Source organism: Gammaproteobacteria bacterium (assembly GCA_028817225.1).
Taxonomy (GTDB): domain Bacteria; phylum Pseudomonadota; class Gammaproteobacteria; order Poriferisulfidales; family Oxydemutatoraceae; genus Oxydemutator.
Map to the genome: position 1 here is coordinate 19,456 of JAPPQC010000019.1, position 21,835 is coordinate 41,290.

Annotated in this window: 19 protein-coding genes; 12 read left to right on the top strand and 7 right to left on the bottom strand. The window is 64.1% G+C overall.

Annotated features, from left to right (window positions below):
- Nucleotides 1–123: 123 nt before the first annotated feature.
- The gene (gene recQ / locus OXU50_02485; GenBank protein ID MDD9868751.1) at nt 124–1,986 is read right to left on the bottom strand and encodes a DNA helicase RecQ; all 1,863 of its coding nucleotides are present in this window, start codon (nt 1,984–1,986) and stop codon (nt 124–126) included.
- Between the two features lie 173 nt (nt 1,987–2,159).
- Between recQ and OXU50_02490 the strand changes: the two genes are divergently transcribed.
- The 3 genes from OXU50_02490 to ubiA all read left to right on the top strand — a co-directional run bounded on the left by OXU50_02490 (nt 2,160) and on the right by ubiA (nt 4,664).
- Entirely contained in the window at nt 2,160–2,849 is a 690-nt protein-coding gene (locus OXU50_02490) for a DUF599 family protein (GenBank protein ID MDD9868752.1), read from the top strand.
- Between the two features lie 308 nt (nt 2,850–3,157).
- The gene (locus OXU50_02495) at nt 3,158–3,793 is read left to right on the top strand and encodes a hypothetical protein (GenBank protein MDD9868753.1); all 636 of its coding nucleotides are present in this window, start codon (nt 3,158–3,160) and stop codon (nt 3,791–3,793) included.
- A 4-nt stretch (nt 3,794–3,797) separates the two neighbouring features.
- Nucleotides 3,798–4,664, top strand: coding sequence for a 4-hydroxybenzoate octaprenyltransferase (gene ubiA, locus OXU50_02500; protein ID MDD9868754.1), 867 nt, complete (start codon nt 3,798–3,800; stop codon nt 4,662–4,664).
- Between the two features lie 4 nt (nt 4,665–4,668).
- Here ubiA and OXU50_02505 read toward each other — a convergent pair whose 3' ends face one another.
- Nucleotides 4,669–5,601: a phosphoribosyltransferase family protein gene (locus tag OXU50_02505; GenBank protein ID MDD9868755.1), complete on the bottom strand. Its 933-nt coding sequence runs from the start codon at nt 5,599–5,601 to the stop codon at nt 4,669–4,671.
- Nucleotides 5,602–5,768: 167 nt separating this feature from the next.
- On the opposite strand from OXU50_02505, the gene bioB reads away from it, so the two are divergent.
- Nucleotides 5,769–6,764: a biotin synthase BioB gene (bioB, locus tag OXU50_02510; GenBank protein ID MDD9868756.1), complete on the top strand. Its 996-nt coding sequence runs from the start codon at nt 5,769–5,771 to the stop codon at nt 6,762–6,764.
- 15 nt (nt 6,765–6,779) lie between these two features.
- Nucleotides 6,780–7,943 (top strand): 8-amino-7-oxononanoate synthase, encoded by a 1,164-nt coding sequence (locus tag OXU50_02515; protein ID MDD9868757.1) that lies wholly within the window; start codon nt 6,780–6,782, stop codon nt 7,941–7,943.
- Between the two features lie 71 nt (nt 7,944–8,014).
- Here OXU50_02515 and radC read toward each other — a convergent pair whose 3' ends face one another.
- The 5 genes from radC to rpmH all read right to left on the bottom strand — a co-directional run bounded on the left by radC (nt 8,015) and on the right by rpmH (nt 12,657).
- Nucleotides 8,015–8,695, bottom strand: a complete 681-nt coding sequence (radC, locus tag OXU50_02520) for a DNA repair protein RadC (protein MDD9868758.1) — start codon at nt 8,693–8,695, stop codon at nt 8,015–8,017.
- 108 nt (nt 8,696–8,803) lie between these two features.
- The gene (locus tag OXU50_02525; GenBank protein ID MDD9868759.1) at nt 8,804–10,354 is read right to left on the bottom strand and encodes a tRNA modification GTPase; all 1,551 of its coding nucleotides are present in this window, start codon (nt 10,352–10,354) and stop codon (nt 8,804–8,806) included.
- Nucleotides 10,355–10,411: 57 nt separating this feature from the next.
- The gene (gene yidC, locus OXU50_02530; protein ID MDD9868760.1) at nt 10,412–12,106 is read right to left on the bottom strand and encodes a membrane protein insertase YidC; all 1,695 of its coding nucleotides are present in this window, start codon (nt 12,104–12,106) and stop codon (nt 10,412–10,414) included.
- Nucleotides 12,106–12,516 (bottom strand): ribonuclease P protein component, encoded by a 411-nt coding sequence (gene rnpA, locus OXU50_02535; protein ID MDD9868761.1) that lies wholly within the window; start codon nt 12,514–12,516, stop codon nt 12,106–12,108. Before rnpA ends, yidC begins: the two co-directional genes overlap by 1 nt.
- 6 nt (nt 12,517–12,522) lie before the next feature.
- Nucleotides 12,523–12,657, bottom strand: a complete 135-nt coding sequence (gene rpmH / locus OXU50_02540) for a 50S ribosomal protein L34 (protein ID MDD9868762.1) — start codon at nt 12,655–12,657, stop codon at nt 12,523–12,525.
- 202 nt (nt 12,658–12,859) lie between these two features.
- On the opposite strand from rpmH, the gene dnaA reads away from it, so the two are divergent.
- From dnaA to OXU50_02575, 7 genes are all read left to right on the top strand, one after another.
- Nucleotides 12,860–14,188 carry a chromosomal replication initiator protein DnaA gene (gene dnaA, locus OXU50_02545; GenBank protein MDD9868763.1) on the top strand — a complete coding sequence of 443 codons (1,329 nt, stop codon included), beginning with the start codon at nt 12,860–12,862 and terminating at the stop codon, nt 14,186–14,188.
- Between the two features lie 227 nt (nt 14,189–14,415).
- Nucleotides 14,416–15,519 (top strand): DNA polymerase III subunit beta, encoded by a 1,104-nt coding sequence (gene dnaN, locus OXU50_02550; GenBank protein ID MDD9868764.1) that lies wholly within the window; start codon nt 14,416–14,418, stop codon nt 15,517–15,519.
- Nucleotides 15,520–15,531: 12 nt separating this feature from the next.
- A complete protein-coding gene (gene recF / locus OXU50_02555) occupies nt 15,532–16,893 on the top strand; it encodes a DNA replication/repair protein RecF (protein MDD9868765.1) in 1,362 nt (453 codons plus the stop codon).
- A gap of 83 nt (nt 16,894–16,976) precedes the next feature.
- Nucleotides 16,977–19,385 (top strand): DNA topoisomerase (ATP-hydrolyzing) subunit B, encoded by a 2,409-nt coding sequence (gene gyrB / locus OXU50_02560; GenBank protein MDD9868766.1) that lies wholly within the window; start codon nt 16,977–16,979, stop codon nt 19,383–19,385.
- A 15-nt stretch (nt 19,386–19,400) separates the two neighbouring features.
- Nucleotides 19,401–20,168: an exodeoxyribonuclease III gene (xth, locus tag OXU50_02565; GenBank protein MDD9868767.1), complete on the top strand. Its 768-nt coding sequence runs from the start codon at nt 19,401–19,403 to the stop codon at nt 20,166–20,168.
- Nucleotides 20,169–20,245: 77 nt separating this feature from the next.
- Nucleotides 20,246–21,103, top strand: coding sequence for a hypothetical protein (locus OXU50_02570; protein MDD9868768.1), 858 nt, complete (start codon nt 20,246–20,248; stop codon nt 21,101–21,103).
- Nucleotides 21,104–21,134: 31 nt separating this feature from the next.
- Entirely contained in the window at nt 21,135–21,770 is a 636-nt protein-coding gene (locus OXU50_02575; GenBank protein MDD9868769.1) for a ParA family protein, read from the top strand.
- Nucleotides 21,771–21,835: the final 65 nt, after the last annotated feature.

Here is a 21,835-nt window from a genome sequence, read left to right on the forward strand (position 1 = left end):
CATAAGCGCAGGGCAAATATATACTTTTTCGGAATTTCTATACATATCATGGGCGCCAATAGATACTTTCTATACATATCCCCTGCCCCAATAGATACTTTTCGCGTATTTCTATACATATCCTTACGGCGCCTCGCTTTCCGGCCCCGCTTCGGGTCGCGGGTGCTGGCGGACCGCATTGAGGAAATCATCGCCGTAGCGTTGCAGTTTGTATTCGCCGACACCGGAGAGGGCGGCCAGTTGGTCTTTGTCTTGCGGGCGCAGGTGCGCCATTTGCCGCAGGACGGCGTCGTGGAAGACGACATAGGGCGGCACGCCCTGTTCCTGCGCGAGTTTCAGGCGCAGTGCGCGCAGCGCCTCCCACAGCGCCTCGTCGCCGGGCGCGATTGGCGGCGCCTCGGCGGAGCGGGCGATGGCGGGGCGGGCGGCGGCGCGGTGTGCCTCGCGCAGGCGCAGCGTGCGTTCGCCGCGCAGCACCGGGCGCGCCTCGTCGGTCAGGCGCAGTGCGCCGTAGCGTTCCGTGTCCACCATCAGGCAGCCGCCGGCCACCAACTGGCGGAAAATGGAGCGCCATTGCGCGGCGCTGTGGCCGGCGCCGATGCCGAACACGCTCAGGCGGTCATGATTGAAGCGGCGGATGCGCTCGTCGCTTTTGCCGAGCAGCACATTGACCAGGTAATGAACGCCGAAACGCTGGCCGGTGCGGTACACGCACGACATCGCCTTCTGCGCGGCCTCGGTGCCGTCCCAGGTTTGCGGCGGCTCCAGGCAGTTGTCGCAGTTGCCGCACGCGGCGGCGGCGGTCTCGCCGAAATACTCGAGGATGGCGCGGCGGCGGCAGGTGGTCAGTTCGCACAGGCCGATCATGGCCTCCAGTTTGCGGTGGGCATCGCGCTTGTGGTCCTCGCCCGCCTGCGACTCGCGCAGCCACTGGCGGAAGATGACGATTTCCTTCATGCCGTAACTCATCCAGGCGTCGGCGGGCAGGCCGTCGCGCCCGGCGCGGCCCGTTTCCTGGTAGTACGCCTCGATGCTCTTCGGCAGCGACAGGTGGGCGACGAAGCGCACATCGGGCTTGTCTATGCCCATGCCGAAGGCGACGGTGGCGACGATGATGACGCCGTCCTCGCGCAGGAAGCGCTCCTGGTGCCTGCGGCGGGTTTCGGCGGGCAGGCCGGCGTGATACGCAAGCGCGCAGCGCCCGCGCCCGCTGAGCCACGCGGCGGTCTCCTCGACTTTCTGGCGCGACAGGCAATAGACGATGCCGGCGTTGTTCGGGTGCCGGCCGGCGAGGAATTGCCACAGGCGCTCGCGGCTGTTTTCGCCGTCGCGGATTGTGTAGCGGATGTTGGGGCGGTTGAAACTGTTGCGATAGGCACGCGCGTCGGACAGTTGCAGTTGCACGATGATGTCGCGCTGCGTCGGCGCGTCGGCGGTGGCGGTCAGGGCGATGCGCGGCACCCCGGGGTAGCGCTCGCGCAGCACCGACAGTTGCCGGTACTCCTCGCGGAAATCGTGCCCCCACTGCGACACGCAATGCGCCTCGTCTATCGCGAACAGCGACAGGCGCTGCGCGTCGAGCCAGTCGAGCGTGCGCGCTTGCAGCAGGCGTTCCGGCGCGATGTAGAGCAAGTCGAGCGCGCCGTCCTCGACCGCGGCCTCGGCCTCGCGGATTTCATGCCAATCCAGCGCCGAGTTCAGGCAGGCGGCGCGCACACCGGACTGGCGCAGCGCATCCACCTGGTCTTTCATCAGCGCGATGAGCGGCGAGATGACAACGCCGACACCGCCGCGCACCATCGCCGGTATCTGGTAGCACAGCGACTTGCCGCCGCCGGTGGGCATCAGCACCAGCGCATCGCGCCCGGCCAGCAGGTCGGCGATGGCGTCCTCCTGCTGCAAGCGGAAACCGGGGTGGCCGAAAACGTTCTGAAGAATCCGGCGGGCGTCGGCCATCGGGCCGGTCAGGGGTTCTGGAGTATCCATTGCTGCATGATGGCGCATTGCCGGAGGCCGGGGCCGCCCACCCGACAAATGGTAGCCCTCCGCCGACGAACGGGCAAGGCGCGCGGCGCGAATGTGCGTCATTTCCGGCGGGCATCCGGCAATCCGATGCGGGCAAATGCTACTATATGCGGGCAGATTCAACCGCAAGCCCCATGTTCACCATTCCCGACCTGACGCTGCTCGACATCGCCGCCTTTGGCTGGTTTATCTTGTGCTGGTTCGGCTATGTGTGGATTGCCGACCACACGCGCTGGGCCAGGCGCAGCGCCAGCGCGCTGATCAACGAACGCCGCCAGATGTGGATGCGCAACATGGCGCTGCGCGGCGTGATGCGCATGGTGGACACGATGATACACGGCTCGCTCGCCAACGGCGTGGCGTTCTTCGCCTCGACTTCCATCCTGATGGTCGGCGGCCTGCTGGCCATACTCGGCGCCACCGACGAGGCCATCGCGGTGGTGGCGGGGCTGCCGTTCGGCGTCAAGGTGTCGCCGATACTGTGGCAATTGAAGGTGCTGATGATGGTCGTCATCTTCGTCTATTCCTTCTTCAAGTTCGCGTGGTGCTACCGGCTTTACAACTACTGCGCGATCCTGGTCGGCTCGATTCCGCCCGACGATGAACTGACGCCGGAGAAACTCACCGAAACCCAACGCATCGGGCGGCTTTACAGCCTCGCCGGAAGCCAGTTCAACAACGGGCTGCGCGCCTACTTCTTCGCGCTGGCCGCGCTCGGCTGGTTTCTGCACCCGGTGCTGTTCATCGGCGCCACGGCGTGGGTCGTGCTGGTGCTCTACCGCCGCGAGTTCCACTCGCGCTCGTTCAGAATACTCAGCGAATAACGGCGGCGCGCGGCGGCCCCCGCCCCGCCGCCGGCCCGCCGTTGACAATTTGTTGATAAAGCGGCGGCCATTCTTTATAGTATCCGTCCGGCGCCGGAGAAACCGCGCCGCTTTCACACACTACACACACTGTCATGGAGATTGCATCATGAACATTTATCGCGCCACCGCCATTGTCGTCGGTATCGCCATCATGGTGGCCGTCTATTACATGGCCCAACTGTAACCGCCCCCCTGCGGACGGCGTGACTCGCGCTCGGCAGCGGCGCCGCCGCCCGAACCCTTTCCCGTGCACGCCGGCCTTTGTGTTGGCTTTTGTGCTGGCTTTTATGTTGGCGCTCGTGCCGGCGCTGCCGTGCGCGGCGCAGGCCGCCGGCGCCTTCTCAATCACCGCGCAAAAAAGGGTCGGGAACGACATCGCCGAGATGCTGCTTGTCGCCGAGGCGCAAAGCCCGGGGCGGCAGGGCGCGTCCGCCGACGCCGACACCGCGATTGACTGGGCGCTGTCGCACCGCGCCGCCTACCCGAATGTGAAGATGTCGGCGTCCAACCCGCAGGCGGTGCAGCGCTACGACAGCCGCAGCGGCCAACGCACCTGGCTTGCGCGGCGCGAACTGCGGCTGGAAAGCGACGACATCGAACGCCTCGCGCGGCTCGCCGGCACGCTGCTGACCCGCCTGAAACTCAACCGCGCGCGTTTCAAACTGTCGGAAAAACTGCGGATGAAGACCGAACTGCGGCTGATGGCCGGCGCGATGAAGCGCTTCAACAACGAAAAGCCGCGGGCGGACATGCGCCCCGACTCGATTGAAGTCACGGTGGACAACCTGGCGCGCACCGAGGCGCTGCAAATCCGGGCGCTGCTTGAAAGCGGGCAACCCGCCGCCGGACAACTGCCGCCGGGGCACAGCATCATCCGGATTACGCTGCAAGCCGGCGCCTGACGGCATGTTCGGCAAACTGAAACTGTACGCGGAACTGGCGCGCCTGCACCGCCCCATCGGCATCTACCTGCTGCTGTGGCCGACATTGTGGGCGCTGTGGTTCGCCGCCGACGGCCCCCCCGCCAGAAGCCTGCTGCTGATTTTCGCCGCCGGCGTCGTGCTGATGCGCTCGGCGGGCTGCGTCATCAACGACTACGCCGACCGCAAACTGGACACGCTGGTTGCAAGAACGCGCACCCGCCCGATTGCAAGCGGGCGCGTGCGGCCCGGCGAGGCGCTGGCGCTGTTCGCGGTGCTGGCGCTGGCGGCGTTCGCACTGGTGCTGATGACCAACACGGCGACGGTGCTGATGGCCGTCGTCGCGCTGGCGCTGGCCGCCTCCTACCCGCTGATGAAGCGCCTGCACCCGCTGCCGCAGGTGCATCTGGGGCTGGCCTTCGGCTGGGCGATTCCGATGGCCTGGGTCGCCCACGCGCAGACTGTTCCGCCGGCGCCGATCTGGCTGCTCTACGCCGCCAATGTGGCGTGGTCGGTCGCCTACGACACGATGTACGCGATGGCCGACCGCGACGACGACATCAAGGCCGGCATCCGCTCCACCGCCATTTTGTTCAGCGAGATGGCCGGCGACCGCGACCGCTGGCTGGTCGGCGCGTTCCAGGCGGCGGCGCTGGCGCTGCTGTTCGCCGCCGGGCGCGTCGAGGATCTGGGGCTTTTCTTCAACGCCGGGCTGGCCGTCGCCGCGTGCTTCGCGCTGCACCAGCAACGCCTGATTCGCAGCCGCCGCGCCGACGACTGCCTTGCCGCCTTCGCCAACAACCACTACTTCGGCCTGGCGGTTTTCACCGGCCTGTTTGTCGAGTGGCTGTGAGCGTTCACGCCGCGGCGCGCGCCGCGACCCAAACCTCGATGTGCGCGACACCGGCGCGCGCGAGCACCTTCGCCATCTCGCCGACGGTGGCGCCGGTCGTCATCACATCGTCCACGATGGCGACGCGCTGCGCGCGCGGGCGGCGGCGCAGATGAAACGCGCCGTTCAGGTTGCGGCGGCGGCGTTTCGCGTCGAGCGCGGTCTGCGGCACCGTGCGCCGCGTTTTGGCGACGCAGGCCGCCTCCAGCCGCACACCGAGTTCCGCCGACAGCACGCGGGCAATCTCCAGCGACTGGTTGAAGCCGCGCCGGCGAAGACGTTCGCGGTGCAGCGGCACCGGCACCAGCGCGCCGGGCAGGCCGCCGTCCGCGGCGCGGACATGGCGCGCCAGCATTTTGCCGATGGGCGCCGCCCACTCAATGCGACGGCCATACTTGAATTCCCGAATCATCCGGTCGGCCATCGGCGCGTAGAGGCAGGGCGCCAGCACCCGTTCGTAGCGCGGCGGCGCGGCGAGACACCGCGCGCACAGCGGCAACGGCGCCAACAGCGGCGATGCGACGAGACAACGTTTGGGCAACGGCGGCGATGCGGCGAGACCGCGTGTGCACAATGGCGCGGGCAACGGTGCGGGCAGCGGCGGCGGCGGCGGCGTGGCGAGACCGCGTGCGCGCAATGGCGCGGGCAGCGACGCCGGCATGGCGAGCGGCTCGCAGCAGATGCGGCAATGCGGCCCGAGCGCCGGCAGCGCTTCCACGCAATCGCGGCACAAGCCGCCGTCGGTCTCCGGCACGCAGCACAGCGGACAGCGGCGCGCGAACAACCGCCGCGTCAGCAGGCCCGGTATCCGGCCTGTCATCCGGTCCCCGGTCGCGTGCGAACGACTGGCGCGGCGCGTCAGCAGGCCCGGTATCCAGTCCGGCGTCCAAACCATCATTCAACCCGCCATTCAACCCGGCATTCAATCCGCCATTCAATCCGCCATTCAACCCGGCGTCCAACCCGGCGTCCAACCCGGCATTCAACCCGCCATTCAATCCGAATGGGGGCAAGTTGACACGCCCCCGTCTCCTTATAGACTGCACCGAAACCCCGCCGGAAAGAATGAACGACCACACCCCCCCATTGCGTCATGAGCCGCGCCACGAGTTGCGCCACGACTGGAGCAGGCACGAAATAACGGCGCTGCTCGCCACCGCGTTCAACGACCTGCTGCTGAAAGCGCACCAGGTTCACCGCACCTTTCACGACCCGAACAAGGTGCAAATCAGCACGCTGCTGTCCATCAAGACCGGCGCCTGCCCGGAAGACTGCGCCTACTGCCCGCAAAGCGCGCGCTACCAGACGCCGGTGGCGCCGCAGCGATTGCTGGATGTGGACGAGGTCGTGGCCGCGGCGCGCGACGCCAGGGCGCACGGTGCCGACCGCTTCTGCATGGGCGCGGCGTGGCGCGAGCCGAAGGAGCGCGACCTTGCGCGGGTGTCGGAGATGGTCGCCGCGGTCAAGGCGCTGGGGCTTGAGACCTGCGCGACGCTCGGCATGCTGGACGCGGCGCAGGCGCGGCGGCTGGCCGACGCCGGCCTCGATTACTACAACCACAACCTCGACACTTCGCCGGAGTTTTACGGCCATGTCATCACGACGCGCGTCTATCAGGAGCGCCTCGACACGCTGGAGCATGTCCGCAACGCCGGCGTCAAGGTCTGCTGCGGCGGCATACTCGGCATGGGCGAGACGCGCGACGACCGCGCCGGCCTGTTGCAGCAACTGGCCAACCTGCCGCAGCACCCGGAATCGGTGCCGATCAATATGCTGGTGCAGATTGAGGGCACGCCGCTTTACGGCGCGGCGCAACTCGACCCGCTGGAGTTCGTGCGCACCGTCGCCGCCGCGCGCGTGCTGATGCCGCGCGCGTGGGTGCGGCTGTCGGCGGGGCGCGAGGAGATGTCCGACGAGATGCAGGCGCTGTGTTTCTTCGCCGGCGCCAACTCGATCTTCCACGGCGAAAAACTGCTGACCGCGCCGAACCCGGAAACGCACAGCGACCGCCGCCTGTTCCAGCGGCTTGATATCGAACCCGTCGCCGCCCGCCGCGGCTGAGCCGCGCGCGCCGCAATGAAAGACCCGCGCGCAGACCTTGAGGCGCGCAGGCGGCTGCACCTGTACCGCGAGCGCGGCGTCAGCGACGGCCCGGCGGGGCCGCGGCGGCGCTGGAACGGGCGCGAGGTGCTGTCGTTTTGCAGCAACGACTATCTGGGGCTGGCGGCGGATGCGCGCGTTATTGAAGCCGGCGTGCGCGGCCTGCGGCGTTACGGCGTCGGCGCCGGCGCGTCGTGCCTGATCAACGGCTACACGGCGGCGCACCGCGAACTGGAAGAGGGCCTGGCGGCGTTTCTGTCGCGCGAGCGCGCGCTGCTGTTCGCGTCGGGCTACATGGCCAATCTCGGCGTTATCGCCACGCTCGCCGGCAGAACCAGTCATCTGTTTGAAGACCGCCTCAATCACGCCTCGCTGCTGGACGCCGGCGTGCTGTCGAGGGCGCACCTGCACCGCTACCCGCATTGCGACACCGCCTTTCTGCGCGCGCAACTGCGCGGGCTGGACGACTGCGTTGTCGCAAGTGACGCGGTGTTCAGCATGGACGGCGACCTCGCGCCGCTGGGCGAACTCGCCGCGCTGTGCGCCGACGCCGGCGCGCTGCTGGTGGTGGACGACGCCCACGGCATCGGCGTGCTTGGCAACAGCGGCGCCGGCGCGACTGAACTGGCCGGGCTTGGGCAGCGCGAGGCGCCGCTGCTGGTCGGCACGCTCGGCAAGGCGTTCGGCGTGTGCGGCGCGTTTGCGGCGGGCAGCGCGGAATGGATCGAGGCGCTGGTGCAGCACGCGCGCACCTATCTCTACACGACCGCGCCGCCGCCGGCGCTGGCGTGCGCCGCCGCCGAGAGTTTGAACCTGGTGCGCGGCGAAGGCTGGCGGCGGCGCAAACTGCTTGAACATGTCGCGCTGTTTCGCCGCCTCGCCGGACAGGCCGGCCTGGCGTGCCTGCCGTCCGAAACGCCGATTCAGGGTGTCGTGACCGGCGGCGCGGAAGCGGCCCTTGTTTTGTCGCGGGCGCTGCTGGACGACGGCCTGCATGTCGCCGCCATCCGCCCGCCGACCGTGCCCGAAGGCGGCGCGCGCCTGCGAATCACGCTGTCCGCCGCGCACACACCCGGCGAGATTGAACGGCTGGTTGAGTCGTTGGCGCGGCATCTGGAGCGGGGTGTTGGGGGGGGCTGACGGGCGGGCTGCCGAAAATTCTGCCGAAGGAACTATCGGGAAATCTGTCAAGCGGCAGGCGACGCACACCGTCACAGAAGATTGCGGTCAACAAACGAAGTAATCACTTCGCCGACAACAAAGTGGTCGAGCACGCGCACGCCGATCAGTTCCAGCGACTGCTTCAATGTGCGCGTGATGAGGCGGTCGGTGAGGCTCGGCTCCGACCGCCCCGACGGATGGTTGTGCGCGAAAACCGCGGCGGCGGCGTTGTGGTACAGCGCGCGCTTGACGACCTCGCGCGGATAGACGCTGGCGCCGTCTATCGTGCCGTGGAATAACTCCTCAAAGGCAATCAGGCGGTGGGCGCCGTCGAGAAACAGGCAGGCGAACACCTCGTGGCCGTAATCGCGCATTTTCAGCGTCAGGTAATTGCGGGTGTCTGCGGCGTCGGCCAGCACATCGTTCTCGCGCATGGACTCGGTCAGCGTGCGGCGCATGATTTCAAGCGCGGCCTGCAAGCGGGCGTAACGCGCCGCGCCGAGGCCCGTGTTGCGGCACAGGTGCGCACGGTCGGCGCCGACAATCGCGCGCAGACTGCCGCAATCGACAAGCAGCCCGCGCGCGATGTCCAGCGCGCTGTTGCCGCGCGTGCCGGAACCGATGACAACCGCAAGCAATTCGGCATCCGTCAGCACCGACGCCCCCCGCTTCAGCAGTTTCTCGCGCGGCCTCTCGTGCCGCGGCCACTCGTTGATAACTTCCCGCCCCATGCCCCCATCATCCCCAAAAATCAACCCCCCAACCCCGCTTACCCGACCAACGGTCGCAAGTAACCGACCACCGGCGAGAAACCGCCGAATAGAAGGGCTGAAACCCTTTTACTTGCCGATGCAGAAGTCGGCGAAGATGTCGCCTAACAGGTCTTCGGTGGTGTAGGTGCCGGTGATGGTGGCGAGGGATTGTTGGGCTTGTTTCAGGCCTTCGGCGGCGAGTTCGGTGCGGGCGGTGGCGGGGCGCAGGTGTTCGAGGGCGTGTTGCAGGGATTGTTGTGCTCGCGACAGGGCGTCGAGGTGGCGGCGGCGGGCGGCGATGGCGTTTTCGGCGCTGTCGGTCGCGACGGCATCGGTTGGGCTGCCGCCGGTTGTGCCGTCGTTGGTTGTGCCGTCGCTGGTTGGGTTGCCACTGACTGGGCTGCCGCCGGTCGTGGTGGCGCCGGTCATGGCGCTGTCGGGCATGATGATTTTTTGTTTGATCAGGGCGCGCAGATTGTCCAGGCCCTCGCCGGTTTTGGCGGAGATCCAGAGGTCGGCGTTTGTGTCCCGGCGGTCCGTTGTCAGGTCGGCCTTGTTGAAGACGGTCAGTATCGGTGTGTCGTCCGGCAGGCGGCGGGTGACGGCGCGTTCGGCGGCGCCGATGCCGGCGGTCGCGTCCACCAGCAGCAGCACGATGTCGGCGGCGTCCATTGCCCGCAACGCGCGGCGCATGCCTTCTTCCTCGATTGCGTCGCCGGATGCGCTGATGGCGGCGGCATCGGGCTGCGGCGCACGGCTGCTTGCCGGCCTCGCGGTGTCGCCGGGCGCGGCGAGGCCGGCGGTGTCGAGGATGCGCAGGGGGATGCCGTCCAGCAGGATTTCGCTCTTTACGATGTCGCGGGTGGTGCCGGCGAGGGCGCTGACGATGGCCTCGTCGGTTTGTGACAGGCGGTTCAGCAGGCTGGACTTGCCGGCGTTCGGGCGGCCCGCGATGACGAGTTCGGCGCCCTCGGTCAGGCGCGCGCCGTGCGCGGCCCTTTTGATGATGTCGCGGATGGATGCAATCAGCGCCTCCAGCCGCTGCACCAGTTGGTAGTCGCCGACGACATCCACATCCTCTTCCGGGAAGTCGAGCGCCGCCTCGGTCAGCACGCGCAATTCCTTCATCTCCGCCGACAGTCGCGCGATGGCGCGTGAAAACTCGCCCTGCAGCACGCGCTGCGCGCTGCGCGCCGCCTGGATGCTGGAACTGTTGACGAGGTCGGCCACCGCCTCCAGTTGCGCCAGGTCGTACTTGCCGTTGAGGAACGCGCGCTGGCTGAACTCGCCGGGGTGCGCGGGCCGCGCGCCGAGATTGAAGATTCTGTCGAGCAGCGCGCCGAGCACGACGGGGCTGCCGTGGGCGTGAATCTCCAGCACATCCTCGCCGGTGAAACTGGCCGGCGCCTTGAAGAAAATGGCGATGCCCTCGTCCAGCACATCGCCGCTGCGGTCGAGAAAGCGGCAAAACGAGGCTCTGCGTTCGGCAAGATTGGCGGCGGCGCCGGTCAGCGCGGCGCCGATGGCGGCGGCGCGCGGGCCGCTGACGCGGATGACGCCGATGCCGGCCCTGCCGGGCGGCGTCGCAACCGCCGCAATCGTATCGCCCGGCGTGGCTGCATTTTCAGTCGTCGTCATCGCCATCAGCGGGCGGCGGGGCGCGCCGCAATCGTGTCGCCCGGCGTGGCCGCGTTTTCAGGCTGCTTCAATCCGCCGGTTGATCATCCATTGCTGGGCAATGGACAACAGGTTGTTGACAAACCAGTACAGCACCAGCCCCGCCGGAAAGAACGCGAAGAACACCGTGAAGATAACCGGCAGCGCCATCATCACTTTCGCCTGCAGCGGGTCGGGCGGCGTCGGGTTCAGTTTGGTCTGTATCAGCATCGTCGCGCCCATCAGCAGCGGCAGCACGAAATACGGGTCGCGCGTCGAGAGGTCGTTGATCCACAGCATGAACGGCGCCTGGCGCAATTCGACGCTTTCCAGCAGCACCCAGTAAAGCGCGATGAACACCGGAATCTGCACGACAATCGGCAGGCAGCCGCCGAGCGGGTTGATTTTCTCTTTCTTGTAGAACGCCATCATCTCCTTGTGCTGGCGTTCCTTGTCGTCCTGGTAGCGTTCGCGCAAACTCATCAGGCTCGGTTGCAGTTTGCGCATGCGCGCCATGGATTTGTAACTGGTCTCGGAGAGTTTGTAGAACGCCAGTTTGATCAGCACCGTCAGCAGCACAATCGCCAGCCCCCAGTTGCCGACCAGGTTGTTGATCTTGTCGAGCAGCCAGAACAGCGGCTTTGACAGCAAGGTCAGGATGCCGTAGTCGGTCGTCAGTTCAAGACCGTCGGCGATTTCGTCCATGTGGTTTTGCAGTTTGGGGCCCGCGAACAGGCGGGTGCTGAAACGCCCGTCGCCGCCCGGCTCGACCGTCACCGGGTAGGAGCGCATGCCGATGATGTATTCGGCGCCGCGCTCGCCGCGCGTGACGCGCGTGTAGAAGTCGTTTTCGTCGTCGCCCAGCAGCGCGCTGACAAAGTAATGCTGAAGCATCGCGACCCAGCCGCCGGTGACGCGCTGCTCCAGAGGCTGCTCGTCCAGTTCGTCAAACGCGAGTTTGTTGTACTTGCCGTCGTACCAGGCGGCGCCGGTGAAGGTGTAGAGCAGGCGCGCGCCGGCATCCGGGATTTCACTGCGCCGCAACTGGCGGTACTGGCGCCCGACCCACCGCTCGCCGCCGCGGTTGCGCACGATGTGTTCGATGTCCACCAGGTAACTGCCGCGGCGCAGCGTGTAGATCTTGTCGGCCTCGATGCCGGCGCCGTTGTTCCAGCGCAGCACGACGCGCAGTTCGTCGGCGCCGTCGTCCAGCGCATAATCGCCGGCGTCGGCGCGGTAATGCTCGTGGTGCGACGGCGCCAGTTTTTTCAGTTGCGCCGCGGCCACGCCGTTGATGCGGTCGTGCAGCAGCCCGGACTGGACGACATAGACTTCGGCGTTCTCGTCGAACAGCGTGAACGGCACCTCCGGCGTGTCCAGCGACACCGGAACTTGCAGCAGTTTCAGGCTGCGGATGTCGCCGCCGCGGCTGTCTATCATCATCTCCACCGTGTCGGTGCGCACGCGGATGCGCCGGCTCGCCGCGCGCCGCCCGGCGGACGCCGGCGCCTGCCCGGCGCGCGGCGTCGCCACGACCGCCTCGGGCAGGTCGGCGTCGGGCTGCTGCGCGGCGCCTGCGCCCGGCCCGGCGTCGTGCACGGCGGGCGGCCCGGAAACGCCGGACGGCGCCTGCGCCTGCGCCGACGGCGGCGTCTGCCATTCCTGCCAGCGCTCCCACAGCAGAAACAGCACCAGCGCGAACGACAGGTAGAGTATGAGGCGAACGTTGTCCATCAGGGCGATTCCTTTCGGGGCGGTTCCTTGCGGGCCGATTCTTTTTCCCAGAAACGGTTCATCGCCGCCCGCACCTGCGCGCCGTCGGCGCGGCCCGCGCCGCTCTTGCCGCTTTTGCTGTTCTTGTCGGTCTTGCAGCCGACGACATAGTCGCGCCCGGGAAGATGGTTTTTGTGGCGTCTGAAACTTTCACGCACGAGGCGCTTGAGCCGGTTGCGCGCCACCGCCTTGCCGGCGGCGCGCACCGAGAACGCAAGCCCCAGGCGCGGCACGCCGCATTGGTTGTCGCGACTGCGGATAAAGAAAACACCTGCGTGCGCTCTCTTCGCGTTTGAGAAAACCGCTTTGTACTGTGACGGTTTGTCGAGGCGGTGCTGTTTCCCCAGACTCTCCGCGCGCGCGTTATCCAAACCCGCTCAGGGAGTCAGCCGGGCTCTGCCGCGGCGGCGCCTGGCGTTGATAATCGCGCGCCCGGCGCGGGTTTTCATCCGCGCCCGGAAGCCGTGCGTGCGCTTGCGCTTGATGTTGCTCGGTTGATAGGTTCGCTTCATTTTGACTCCACCGCTGTCGGGCGGGGGGGTATTCTACCCCATCCGCCGGGAAATGCGAAACGGAAACCGCATGGCCGCGCCCTTTGGGGGCCGCCCCGAAGATTCCTTCAATTTATGGTGGATAACTTCCCCGGTTCGGGGTAATCTTACCCCTCGGGATTCGCCGCCCCCCGGCGAACCAACAACCACCATAATTAATACGATGAGTTTGTGGCAACAATGCATTACAGAGTTGGAGTCTTTGCTCCCTGAGGAAGACGTCAACACATGGATACGATCGCTGGAAGCGGTTGAGACCGAACACTGTCTGAGACTGGTCGCGCCGAATGCGTCCACCCGCGAATGGATACGGAAAAATTGTCTGGGACACATCAGCAGAATCCTGTCGCTGAAACAGGACACGGTGGACGTGCAACTGGAGGCCGGCCCCCAGGAGACGCCGTCGGACGTTCAGGAAACAGCGCCAGAACAACGGCATAGGGCTTTGGCGCAGGCCGCCGAGCCGCGCATTGAGTCGTGCCTGAACCCGGAGCAGACCTTCGAGACTTTCATCGAGGGCAAGTCGAACCGGCTCGCGTGCGCCGCCGCGCAGCAAGTGGCGTCGAACCCGAGCCGGTCGTTCAACCCGCTGCTGTTTTACAGCGGCGTCGGGCTTGGCAAGACGCACCTGGTGCACGCCATCGGCAACGAGATTAAACGCACCAACGACAACCTGCGGGTGCTGTACCTGACATCGGAACGCTTCGTCGCCGACATGGTGCGCGCGCTGCGCAAGGGCAAGATGGATTCGTTCACCCGCTTCTACCGGTCGCTGAATGTGCTGCTGGTGGACGACATCCAGTTTTTCGCCGACAAGGAACAAAGCCAGGAAGAATTCTTTCACACATTCAACACGCTGTTTCAGAGCCAGAGCCAGATCATCATGACATGCGACTGCTATCCCGCCGAGGTCGAGGGCCTGCAGGAACGCCTGAAATCGCGTTTCGGCTGGGGGCTGACCCAGGCCATCGAGCCGCCCGAACTGGAAACGCGGGTCGCCATTTTGCAAAGCAAGGCCAGGCACGACGGCGTTACGCTGCCGGACGAGGTGGCGCATTACATCGCCGAGAACATCCGCTCGAACATCCGCGAACTGGAAGGCGCGCTGCGCCGCGTCATCGCCAACGCGAGTTTCACCGCGAAGGAAATCACCATTGAGTTCGCGCGTGATGCGCTGCGAGACCTGATAGCGACCCACAACCGGATACTGACGATAGAAAAGATTCAGAAGACCGCCGCCGATTATTACAGCATCCGGCCCAACGAGATGGTGTCGCCGCGCCGCAACCGCACCGTCGTGCGCCCGCGCCAGATGGCGATGGCGCTTGCGAAAGACCTGACCAACCACAGCCTGCCGGAGATTGGCGAGGCCTTCGGCGGGCGCGATCACACGACCGTGATACACGCTTGCAGGAAAATCAGGGATTTGCGACAGGAAAACACCCAGGTTGAACAGGAATACAAGGATTTAACGCGAATATTGAACGGATAACGGCTGTTGGCGGGGCTATCCACTGAAAATTGTGGGAAACCTGCGAAACAACCGGAACAAATTGCAGAAAAAGAGGGCAAACAGCGAAAACAAACAAACCGGCGGATAGTTATCCACAGGCAAACAAAGCGGCAAAAGCGCAGAAAAACAGGCGCCGGCGACGCCAATCAACAGAAAACGACAGAACCTACAACAACAAACCATAGAAATATGGAGAAATAATTATTATGAAGATCAAAATCATCAACGAGCAACTGTACCATGTCCTTGAAACCTTGCGGGGCGTTGTGGAATCAAGGAGCACGCTACCGGCCTCGTCCATGGCGCTGTTCTCGCCGCAGGGCAAGGGTTGCTCCATCATCGCGATGAACCCGGAGATGGAACTCCGCCTGCTTGTTGAGGAAATGACGGTTACCGACCCGGCGCCGGCGCTGGTTTCTGTGGCGAAACTCTACGAAATATGCAGAAACACAAGCCATGACACCCAAATTACGCTGAACTTCGGCGATGACCGGGTTACCGTTACTTCCGAGAACGGGCGCTTCAAACTGCTGACGATGCCGGCGGATGACTTCCCGCTGTCGGACGAGGTGACGCTTGAAAACACGATGTCCATCCGCCAGGACGACCTGAAACATGTGGTTGAGAAAACCCACTTTTCAATGGCCGACCACGACGCCCGCTACTACCTGAATGGCATGCTGATAGAAGTGGAAGGCAAGAAACTGACGGCGGTCGCAACCGACGGCCACCGCCTCGCCCGCAGCACGCTGGAGGTTGACCAGCCGGTCAGCGCCAAAACCCAGGCCATCATGCCGCGCAGGGTTGCCCTTGAGTTGATGCGTGTTTTGCAGAAAAGCGAGGAGATGGCGGAACTTGGCGTTGATTCAGCGAACTTGGCGCTGTCTTTTGGCAACAAGCAAATCAGCGCGAAGGCAATCAACGGCCAATTCCCGGACTATCAGCGCGTCATCCCGACCAGTTTTGAGCAGGAAATTCAACTGAACCGCGACGAGACGATGAAATCGCTGACATGGGCCGGCGCCATCGCCGACACCAAGAGCAGCAGCGCGAAATTGAGTTTTTCCGCCGGCCTGCTGAAACTGGAGGTTGAAAACCCCGAAGGCGAGCAGGCCCTGATAGAGCAGAAGATTGACTACCAGGGCGATCCGCTGGACATCGGCTTCAACACCAACTACCTAGCCGATGTGTTCCGGACGCTGGATACCGAGACCGTCATCATGCAAATCCGCGATTCCAGCAGCGGCGTGCGCATTGTGGCCGAAGGCTCGGAGTCCGAGGAATATGTCGTCATGCCGCTGCGCCTGTGAAGTGTCCGTGAAGTGCCCGTAACCTCTATTTTCATCAAAAACCTGCGTAATATCGCGCAGGCCCGGATTGAACTAAGCCCGGGAATCAACTTCCTGATAGGCGACAACGGCAGCGGCAAGACCTCGATTCTCGAGAGTTTCGACATCCTGTCAACCGGCCACAGTTTCCGCACCAACCGCAAGAACGACCTGATTAAATTGCAGCAGGACGGCCTGCTGATTGGCGCGACGCTGGACCACGGCGGCAGCGACCAGAAACTGTCGGTGCAGAAGGAGCGCGACGGCAAGACCGTCGTCACCGTCAACGGCGACAGCGGCGGCGGCTTTGCCGAGGCCGCCTCGCTTTTCCCGGTCAGGGCGTTTCATCCGGACAGCCACCTGCTGGTGCAGGGCGGCTCGTCGGAGCGACGGCGCTTCCTTGATTGGGGCGTGTTTCATGTGAAACCGGGGTTTGTCGAGTGCTGGAACCGCTACCGCCGCTGCCTGCAACAGCGCAACGCGCTGCTGAAGCAGCGCCGCCCGCAATCCCGCCCCGAACAGTGGGACGGGCAGATGATTGAGTATGCCGCCGAACTGGACGAAAGCCGCAGCGAGTATTTCCACTCGTGGCGCACGGTGGTGCGCGATTTCCTGTCGGAACTGAAGCCCGGCAAGGAACTGATTATCGAATACGACCGCGGCTGGCCCGCCGACCGCGATCTGGCCGGTGTGCTGGAGGAAAACTACCCAACCGACCGCGAGCAGGGCGCCACCCGTTTCGGCCCGCACCGCGCCGACATGCACCTGACCTGGGACGGCCAGCCGGCGAAAAGCACCGCGTCGCGCGGGCAGCAGAAGGTCATCGCGCTGGTCCTGACGCTGGCGCAAATCCGGCATTTTGTCCGCACCCACGACAGGGAAGGCATTGTGCTGATTGACGATCTGGCCTCCGAACTGGACACCAAACACCGCAAATGGGCGCTCGGCGAACTGAAACGCCTGGAGCAGCAGACCATCGTTACGCAAACCGAGAACGGCCTGGATCTATCACCGTGGTCTGAAATGAAGGTGTTTCATGTGAAACAGGGGACAGTAACCGAGATTCAGTCGGTGTCGGCAAAAGAAGCGGAGAGTTCATCCGAATTTGAGGAAATCCAGCAGACGGACCGCATTTTCCGACGCAAATGCATCACCTGTGGCGTGCCCATCCCGCAAACCCGCGTGCTGGCCATGCCGGACATCAAAAGGTGCGCGAGATGCCAGGCGGAATTCGAGAAGCGCGAACAGCCCGCGCCGGCAAAAAAAACAGAAGAAGGTTCGGCGCCCGACCAGGAACACAACCAGCAGATGCGCGAGATGCAGCCTTCCGTTGCGGGAAAAAGCAACGGTGAATAACACACAGCGAATTTCGTGCAAAACATGCGCGCACCGGGGGCATTTTTGCTTGATTGCAGCCCCGTTTCGCGCTAAAATGCCGAATGTCTGACCCCATGTCGTACGATTCTTCCAACATCAAGGTTCTGAAGGGCCTCGAGGCCGTCCGCAAGCGCCCCGGCATGTATATCGGGGACACCGACGACGGCACCGGCCTGCACCGGATGATCTTCGAGGTCGTGGACAATTCGGTGGACGAGGCGCTCGCCGGCTACTGCAACAACATCGAGGTGCTGATTGATGAGCAGGGCGCGGCCACCATCAGCGACGATGGTCGCGGCATCCCGGTGGACATCCACCCCGAAGAGGGCCGCTCGGCGGCGGAAGTCATCATGACAACGCTGCACGCCGGCGGCAAGTTCGACGAAAACTCCTACAAGGTCTCGGGCGGCCTGCACGGCGTCGGCGTGTCGGTCGTCAACGCGCTGTCCGAACACCTGGAACTGACGGTCTGGCGCAACGGCAAGATTTACGAGCAGGTCTATTCCATGGGCGACCCGCAGCACCCGGTCCAGGAGCGCGCCGGCGTCAACGGCAAGACCGGAACCGCGGTGCGTTTCATCCCGAGCAAGCAAGTGTTCGGCGCCACCGAGTTTCACTACGAAACGCTGACAACCCGCCTGCGCGAACTCGCCTTCCTGAACTCCGGCGTCTCGATTCACCTGAAGGACCACCGCTGCGGCAAGGAAGACCGCTTCTGCTACGAGGGCGGCGTCGAGGCCTTCGTCGCCTACCTCGACAGAAGCCGCACGATGCTGCACCCGACGGTCTTTCACTTCACAACCGAACAAGACGGCATCGGCGTCGAGGTCGCGATGCAGTGGAACGACAGTTATGTTGACAACATCCACTGCTACACCAACAACATTCCGCAGCGCGACGGCGGCACCCACCTGTCGGGTTTCCGCGCCGCGCTGACGCGCACGCTGAACCAGTACCTCGACAAGGAAGGCATCGCCGGCAAGGAGAAAATCTCGATGGCCGGCGAAGACGCGCGCGAGGGCCTGACCGCCGTGGTGTCGGTGAAACTCGCCGACCCCAAGTTCTCGTCGCAGACAAAAGAGAAACTCGTCTCGTCGGAAGTACGCAGCGTCGTTGAATCATTGCTGTCGCAGCGCCTGCATGATTTCCTGCTCGAGAAACCGGCGGAAGCGAAGGCCATTGTCGGCAAGATCATCGAGGCGGCGCGCGCGCGCGAGGCGGCGCGCAAGGCGCGCGAAATCACCCGCCGCAAGGGCCTGCTCGACATTGCCGGCCTGCCCGGCAAACTCGCCGACTGCCAGGAAAAAGACCCGGCCAAATGCGAACTGTTTCTGGTTGAGGGCGACTCCGCCGGCGGCTCCGCCAAGCAGGCGCGCGACCGCAGAACGCAGGCCGTGCTGCCGCTGAAAGGCAAGATACTGAATGTCGAAAGGGCGCGCCTTGACAAGATGCTGTCGTCGGTCGAGATCGGCACGCTGATTACCGCGCTCGGCTGCGGCATCAAGGACGAGTACGACCCGCAGAAACTGCGCTACCACCGCATCATCATCATGACCGACGCCGATGTGGACGGCTCGCACATCCGCACGCTGCTGCTGACTTTCTTCTTCCGCCACATGCGCGACATCGTGGACAACGGCAACCTCTACATCGGCCTGCCGCCGCTCTACAAAATCCGCAAGGGCAAGAGCATCAAGTATCTGAAAGACGACGACGAACTCGACTTCGACCTGTGGGAGATGGCGATGGACGGCGCCGAAATCAGCGACGGCAACGGCAAATGCCTGCTTGAAAACAAGGCCCTGGCCGGCCTCGTGCAGGAATACCTGACGGCGCGCAAGCGCTTGCAGCGTCTGGCGCGGCGCCACGACGAGGATGTGCTGAAACAAATGCTGTTCACCAAGCCGCTGCCCGATGGCGGCGAGCAAGATGCCGCGGCGCTGCGCCAATGGCTTGACCAACTGCAACGCGGCCTGAACGAGGCGCAGCCTGCGGGCGCCGCCTGGACGCTGGAAATGCAGCCCGGCGACGACTTCTGCCTGCTGATCAAAAAGAATGTGCACGGCCACGAGAGAACCGACACCATCCACAAGGAATTCTTCCAGTCCGATGATTTCGCCGCCATCCGCAAACTGGCGGCGCGCCTGTGGCAACTGTTTAATGGCGGCGCCTGCGTTGTGCGCGGCGATGCGCGCGAGCAGGCCGAACGCTTTGATGAGGCGGTGGACTGGCTGTTCGCGCAGGCGCAGAAAGGCCTTTCCATCCAGCGCTACAAGGGCCTTGGCGAAATGAACCCGGAGCAACTGTGGGAGACGACGATGGACCCCGCCACCCGCCGCCTGATGCAGGTGCAGATACCCGACGGCGCCGACCCCGACGGCATTTTCTCGACGCTGATGGGCGGCGAAGTCGAGCCGCGGCGGGAGTTTATCGAGCAAAACGCACTCGCGGTCAGCAACCTCGACATCTGATTCGGCGGCCCCGCGGTGAAAATCGCCTCGTGGAACGTCAACTCGCTGCGCGCCCGCCTGGCGCATGTTCTCGACTGGCTCCGCGCCGTGCCGGTGGATGCGCTGGCGCTGCAGGAAACCAAGGTTCAGGACGACGACTTCCCGTTGGCCGAGATTGAGGCGGCGGGCTACCGCGCCGTTTTCTCCGGGCAGAAATCCTACAACGGCGTCGCCTTTCTGTACCGCGGCGACGCCCGCGACATCACCGCTGACATCGCGCTGCCCGGCCCGCCGGAAAAGCGCGCGCTTGCGATGACGCTCGGCGGCGTGCGCGTGCTGAACCTGTATGTGGTCAACGGGCGCGAAGTCGGTTCGGACAAATACGCGCACAAACTGGAGTGGCTGGCCGCCGTGCGCGCCTTTGTCGAGGCCGAACTGGCGGCAAACCCCGACTGCGTCGTCCTCGGCGACTTCAACATCACGCCGGGCGACCGCGATGTGCACGACCCGGAGAAATGGCGCGGGCGCATCCTGTGCAGCGAACCGGAGCGCGAGGCGCTGGCCGCGCTGATGAACTTGGGCCTGGTGGACACTTTCCGCCTGTTCGACCACCCCGACGACGCGGCGTTTTCCTGGTGGGACTACCGCGGCGGCGATTTCGAGCGCAACCGCGGCCTGCGGATAGACCTGCTGCTGGCCGGCGCCCGCCTCGCCGAACGCTGCCTGTCATGCACCGTGGACAAAACACCGCGCGGCTGGGAACGCCCCTCCGACCACGCCCCGGTGGTGGCCGAATTCGCCTGACCACCCCCCGCAACCAGTTGACCACCGCACGGATGGCCCGTATCCTTTACGCTCCCATCCACAAGGAAACTACACAAATGGAATTTACAAAATTTGAAGAAATACGGCTCACAAATCATCCTGACCTGGATGAAAAGTGGGTGCAGGCTCGCATAGCGGAAGATCCCGCGATTCTCGGTTTGGGCGAGGATGTGATTCTCCGGGACAAGGAGAGGGCCCAGCCGAGAGCCGGTGTTCTCGATCTTCTGTTGCAAGATGGCGATTGGCGCTATGAAGTGGAAGTTCAACTTGGCGCCACCGACCCCAGCCACATCATCCGAACCATCGAGTATTGGGACATAGAAAGACGACGCTATCCTCAATATGAACATACCGCCGTCATCATCGCCGAAGACATTACAAGCCGGTTTCTGAATGTCATCGGCTTGTTTAACGGCGCGATTCCAATCGTCGCAATTCAAATGAGAGCCCTCAAGAATCAGGACAAAGTCGGCCTGATATTCACAACAGTTATGAATCAAATGTCGCTTGGTTTTGAGGAAGAAGATGAAGAAACCTACGAACCGGTAGATAGAGAGTATTGGGAAAACAGGGGAAGCAAAGAAACCGTCGCGATGGCGGATGAAATTCTAAACTTGGTAAAAGAGTTTGATGGGTCGTTGGAATTGAATTACAACAAAGGGTCAATCGGTATGGTGAAAAATGGCCGTTCCAACAGATTCATTGTCTTTATACCCAGGAAAAAACACACTTGGCTTCTTTTAAGGTTAGAGCGTTCCAAGGAAATAACAGACAAGTTGGAAAGCACTGGTTTAGACGTAAGCTACAAATGGCGACGGTACCGGCTCCGCCTCAGGCCGGGAGAAATTGAGGAAAATACAGATACCATTACTGATTTGGTCAGAGAAGCATATAACGCCGCAAGCGGCGGATAAACGCTCAACCAATTAATAAAGGAGAAAGCAAATGAGAGAAATCATGGTGGTCAACGCCAAAGGCGGTTCCGGCAAGACGACCATCGCCACCAATCTGGCGAGTTACTACGCCAACCGTCAGATGGATGTCGTTTTGTGCGACCTCGACCCCCAGGGCAGCAGCATTGAATGGCTTAAGCGCCGGTCGTCGGCGAAGCCGCCCATCAAGGGCTACGACGCCGTCAGAAAGCGCGGCGCGTCGCGGCGCAGCGCCGACATCTGCATTATGGACACGCCGGCGGCGCAGCACGGCGCGGCGCTGAACAACCTGGTGCGCCGCGCGCAGACGCTGATTGTGCCGGTGCTGCCGTCGCCGATGGACATGCGCGCGGCGGCTGACTTCCTGAAAGAACTCAAGGCGACGCCGACGGTGCACGGCAAGCGCGCGAAAATCGCGCTGGTCGGCTGCCGCGTGCGCGACTACACCAACATCTTCTGGGACCTTGATGAATTTCTGCGCGCCCAGCGCATCGCTTTTCCGACCTCGCTGCGCGACAGCATGAACTACATCCGCGCGGCGGACAAGGGCCTCGGCGTGTTCGACATGTCGCGCTACGCAACCGCCACGGACCGCGAGGAATGGACACCGCTGCTGCGGTGGCTGGGCAGCCAGCGCAGCATGCCGTAAACACTCGGCCATGTTCTTCGCCCGGGTAGCAAAGGCATCTTGCTGTAGCGTGAGCTGGCAGCATG

Bases quoted from the DNA above. Each gene is read 5' to 3' on its own strand.
- OXU50_02575 (MDD9868769.1), top strand. From the start codon at position 21,135: ATGAGAGAAATCATGGTGGTCAACGCCAAAGGCGGTTCCGGCAAGACG.
- recQ (MDD9868751.1), bottom strand. From the start codon at position 1,986: ATGGATACTCCAGAACCCCTGACCGGCCCGATGGCCGACGCCCGCCGG.
- radC (MDD9868758.1), bottom strand. From the start codon at position 8,695: ATGGGGCGGGAAGTTATCAACGAGTGGCCGCGGCACGAGAGGCCGCGC.
- bioB (MDD9868756.1), top strand. From the start codon at position 5,769: ATGAACGACCACACCCCCCCATTGCGTCATGAGCCGCGCCACGAGTTG.
- yidC (MDD9868760.1), bottom strand. From the start codon at position 12,106: ATGGACAACGTTCGCCTCATACTCTACCTGTCGTTCGCGCTGGTGCTG.
- dnaA (MDD9868763.1), top strand. From the start codon at position 12,860: ATGAGTTTGTGGCAACAATGCATTACAGAGTTGGAGTCTTTGCTCCCT.
- OXU50_02515 (MDD9868757.1), top strand. From the start codon at position 6,780: ATGAAAGACCCGCGCGCAGACCTTGAGGCGCGCAGGCGGCTGCACCTG.
- OXU50_02505 (MDD9868755.1), bottom strand. From the start codon at position 5,601: ATGATGGTTTGGACGCCGGACTGGATACCGGGCCTGCTGACGCGCCGC.
- OXU50_02570 (MDD9868768.1), top strand. From the start codon at position 20,246: ATGGAATTTACAAAATTTGAAGAAATACGGCTCACAAATCATCCTGAC.
- OXU50_02490 (MDD9868752.1), top strand. From the start codon at position 2,160: ATGTTCACCATTCCCGACCTGACGCTGCTCGACATCGCCGCCTTTGGC.
- OXU50_02525 (MDD9868759.1), bottom strand. From the start codon at position 10,354: ATGACGACGACTGAAAATGCAGCCACGCCGGGCGATACGATTGCGGCG.
- rpmH (MDD9868762.1), bottom strand. From the start codon at position 12,657: ATGAAGCGAACCTATCAACCGAGCAACATCAAGCGCAAGCGCACGCAC.
- ubiA (MDD9868754.1), top strand. From the start codon at position 3,798: ATGTTCGGCAAACTGAAACTGTACGCGGAACTGGCGCGCCTGCACCGC.
- dnaN (MDD9868764.1), top strand. From the start codon at position 14,416: ATGAAGATCAAAATCATCAACGAGCAACTGTACCATGTCCTTGAAACC.
- gyrB (MDD9868766.1), top strand. From the start codon at position 16,977: ATGTCTGACCCCATGTCGTACGATTCTTCCAACATCAAGGTTCTGAAG.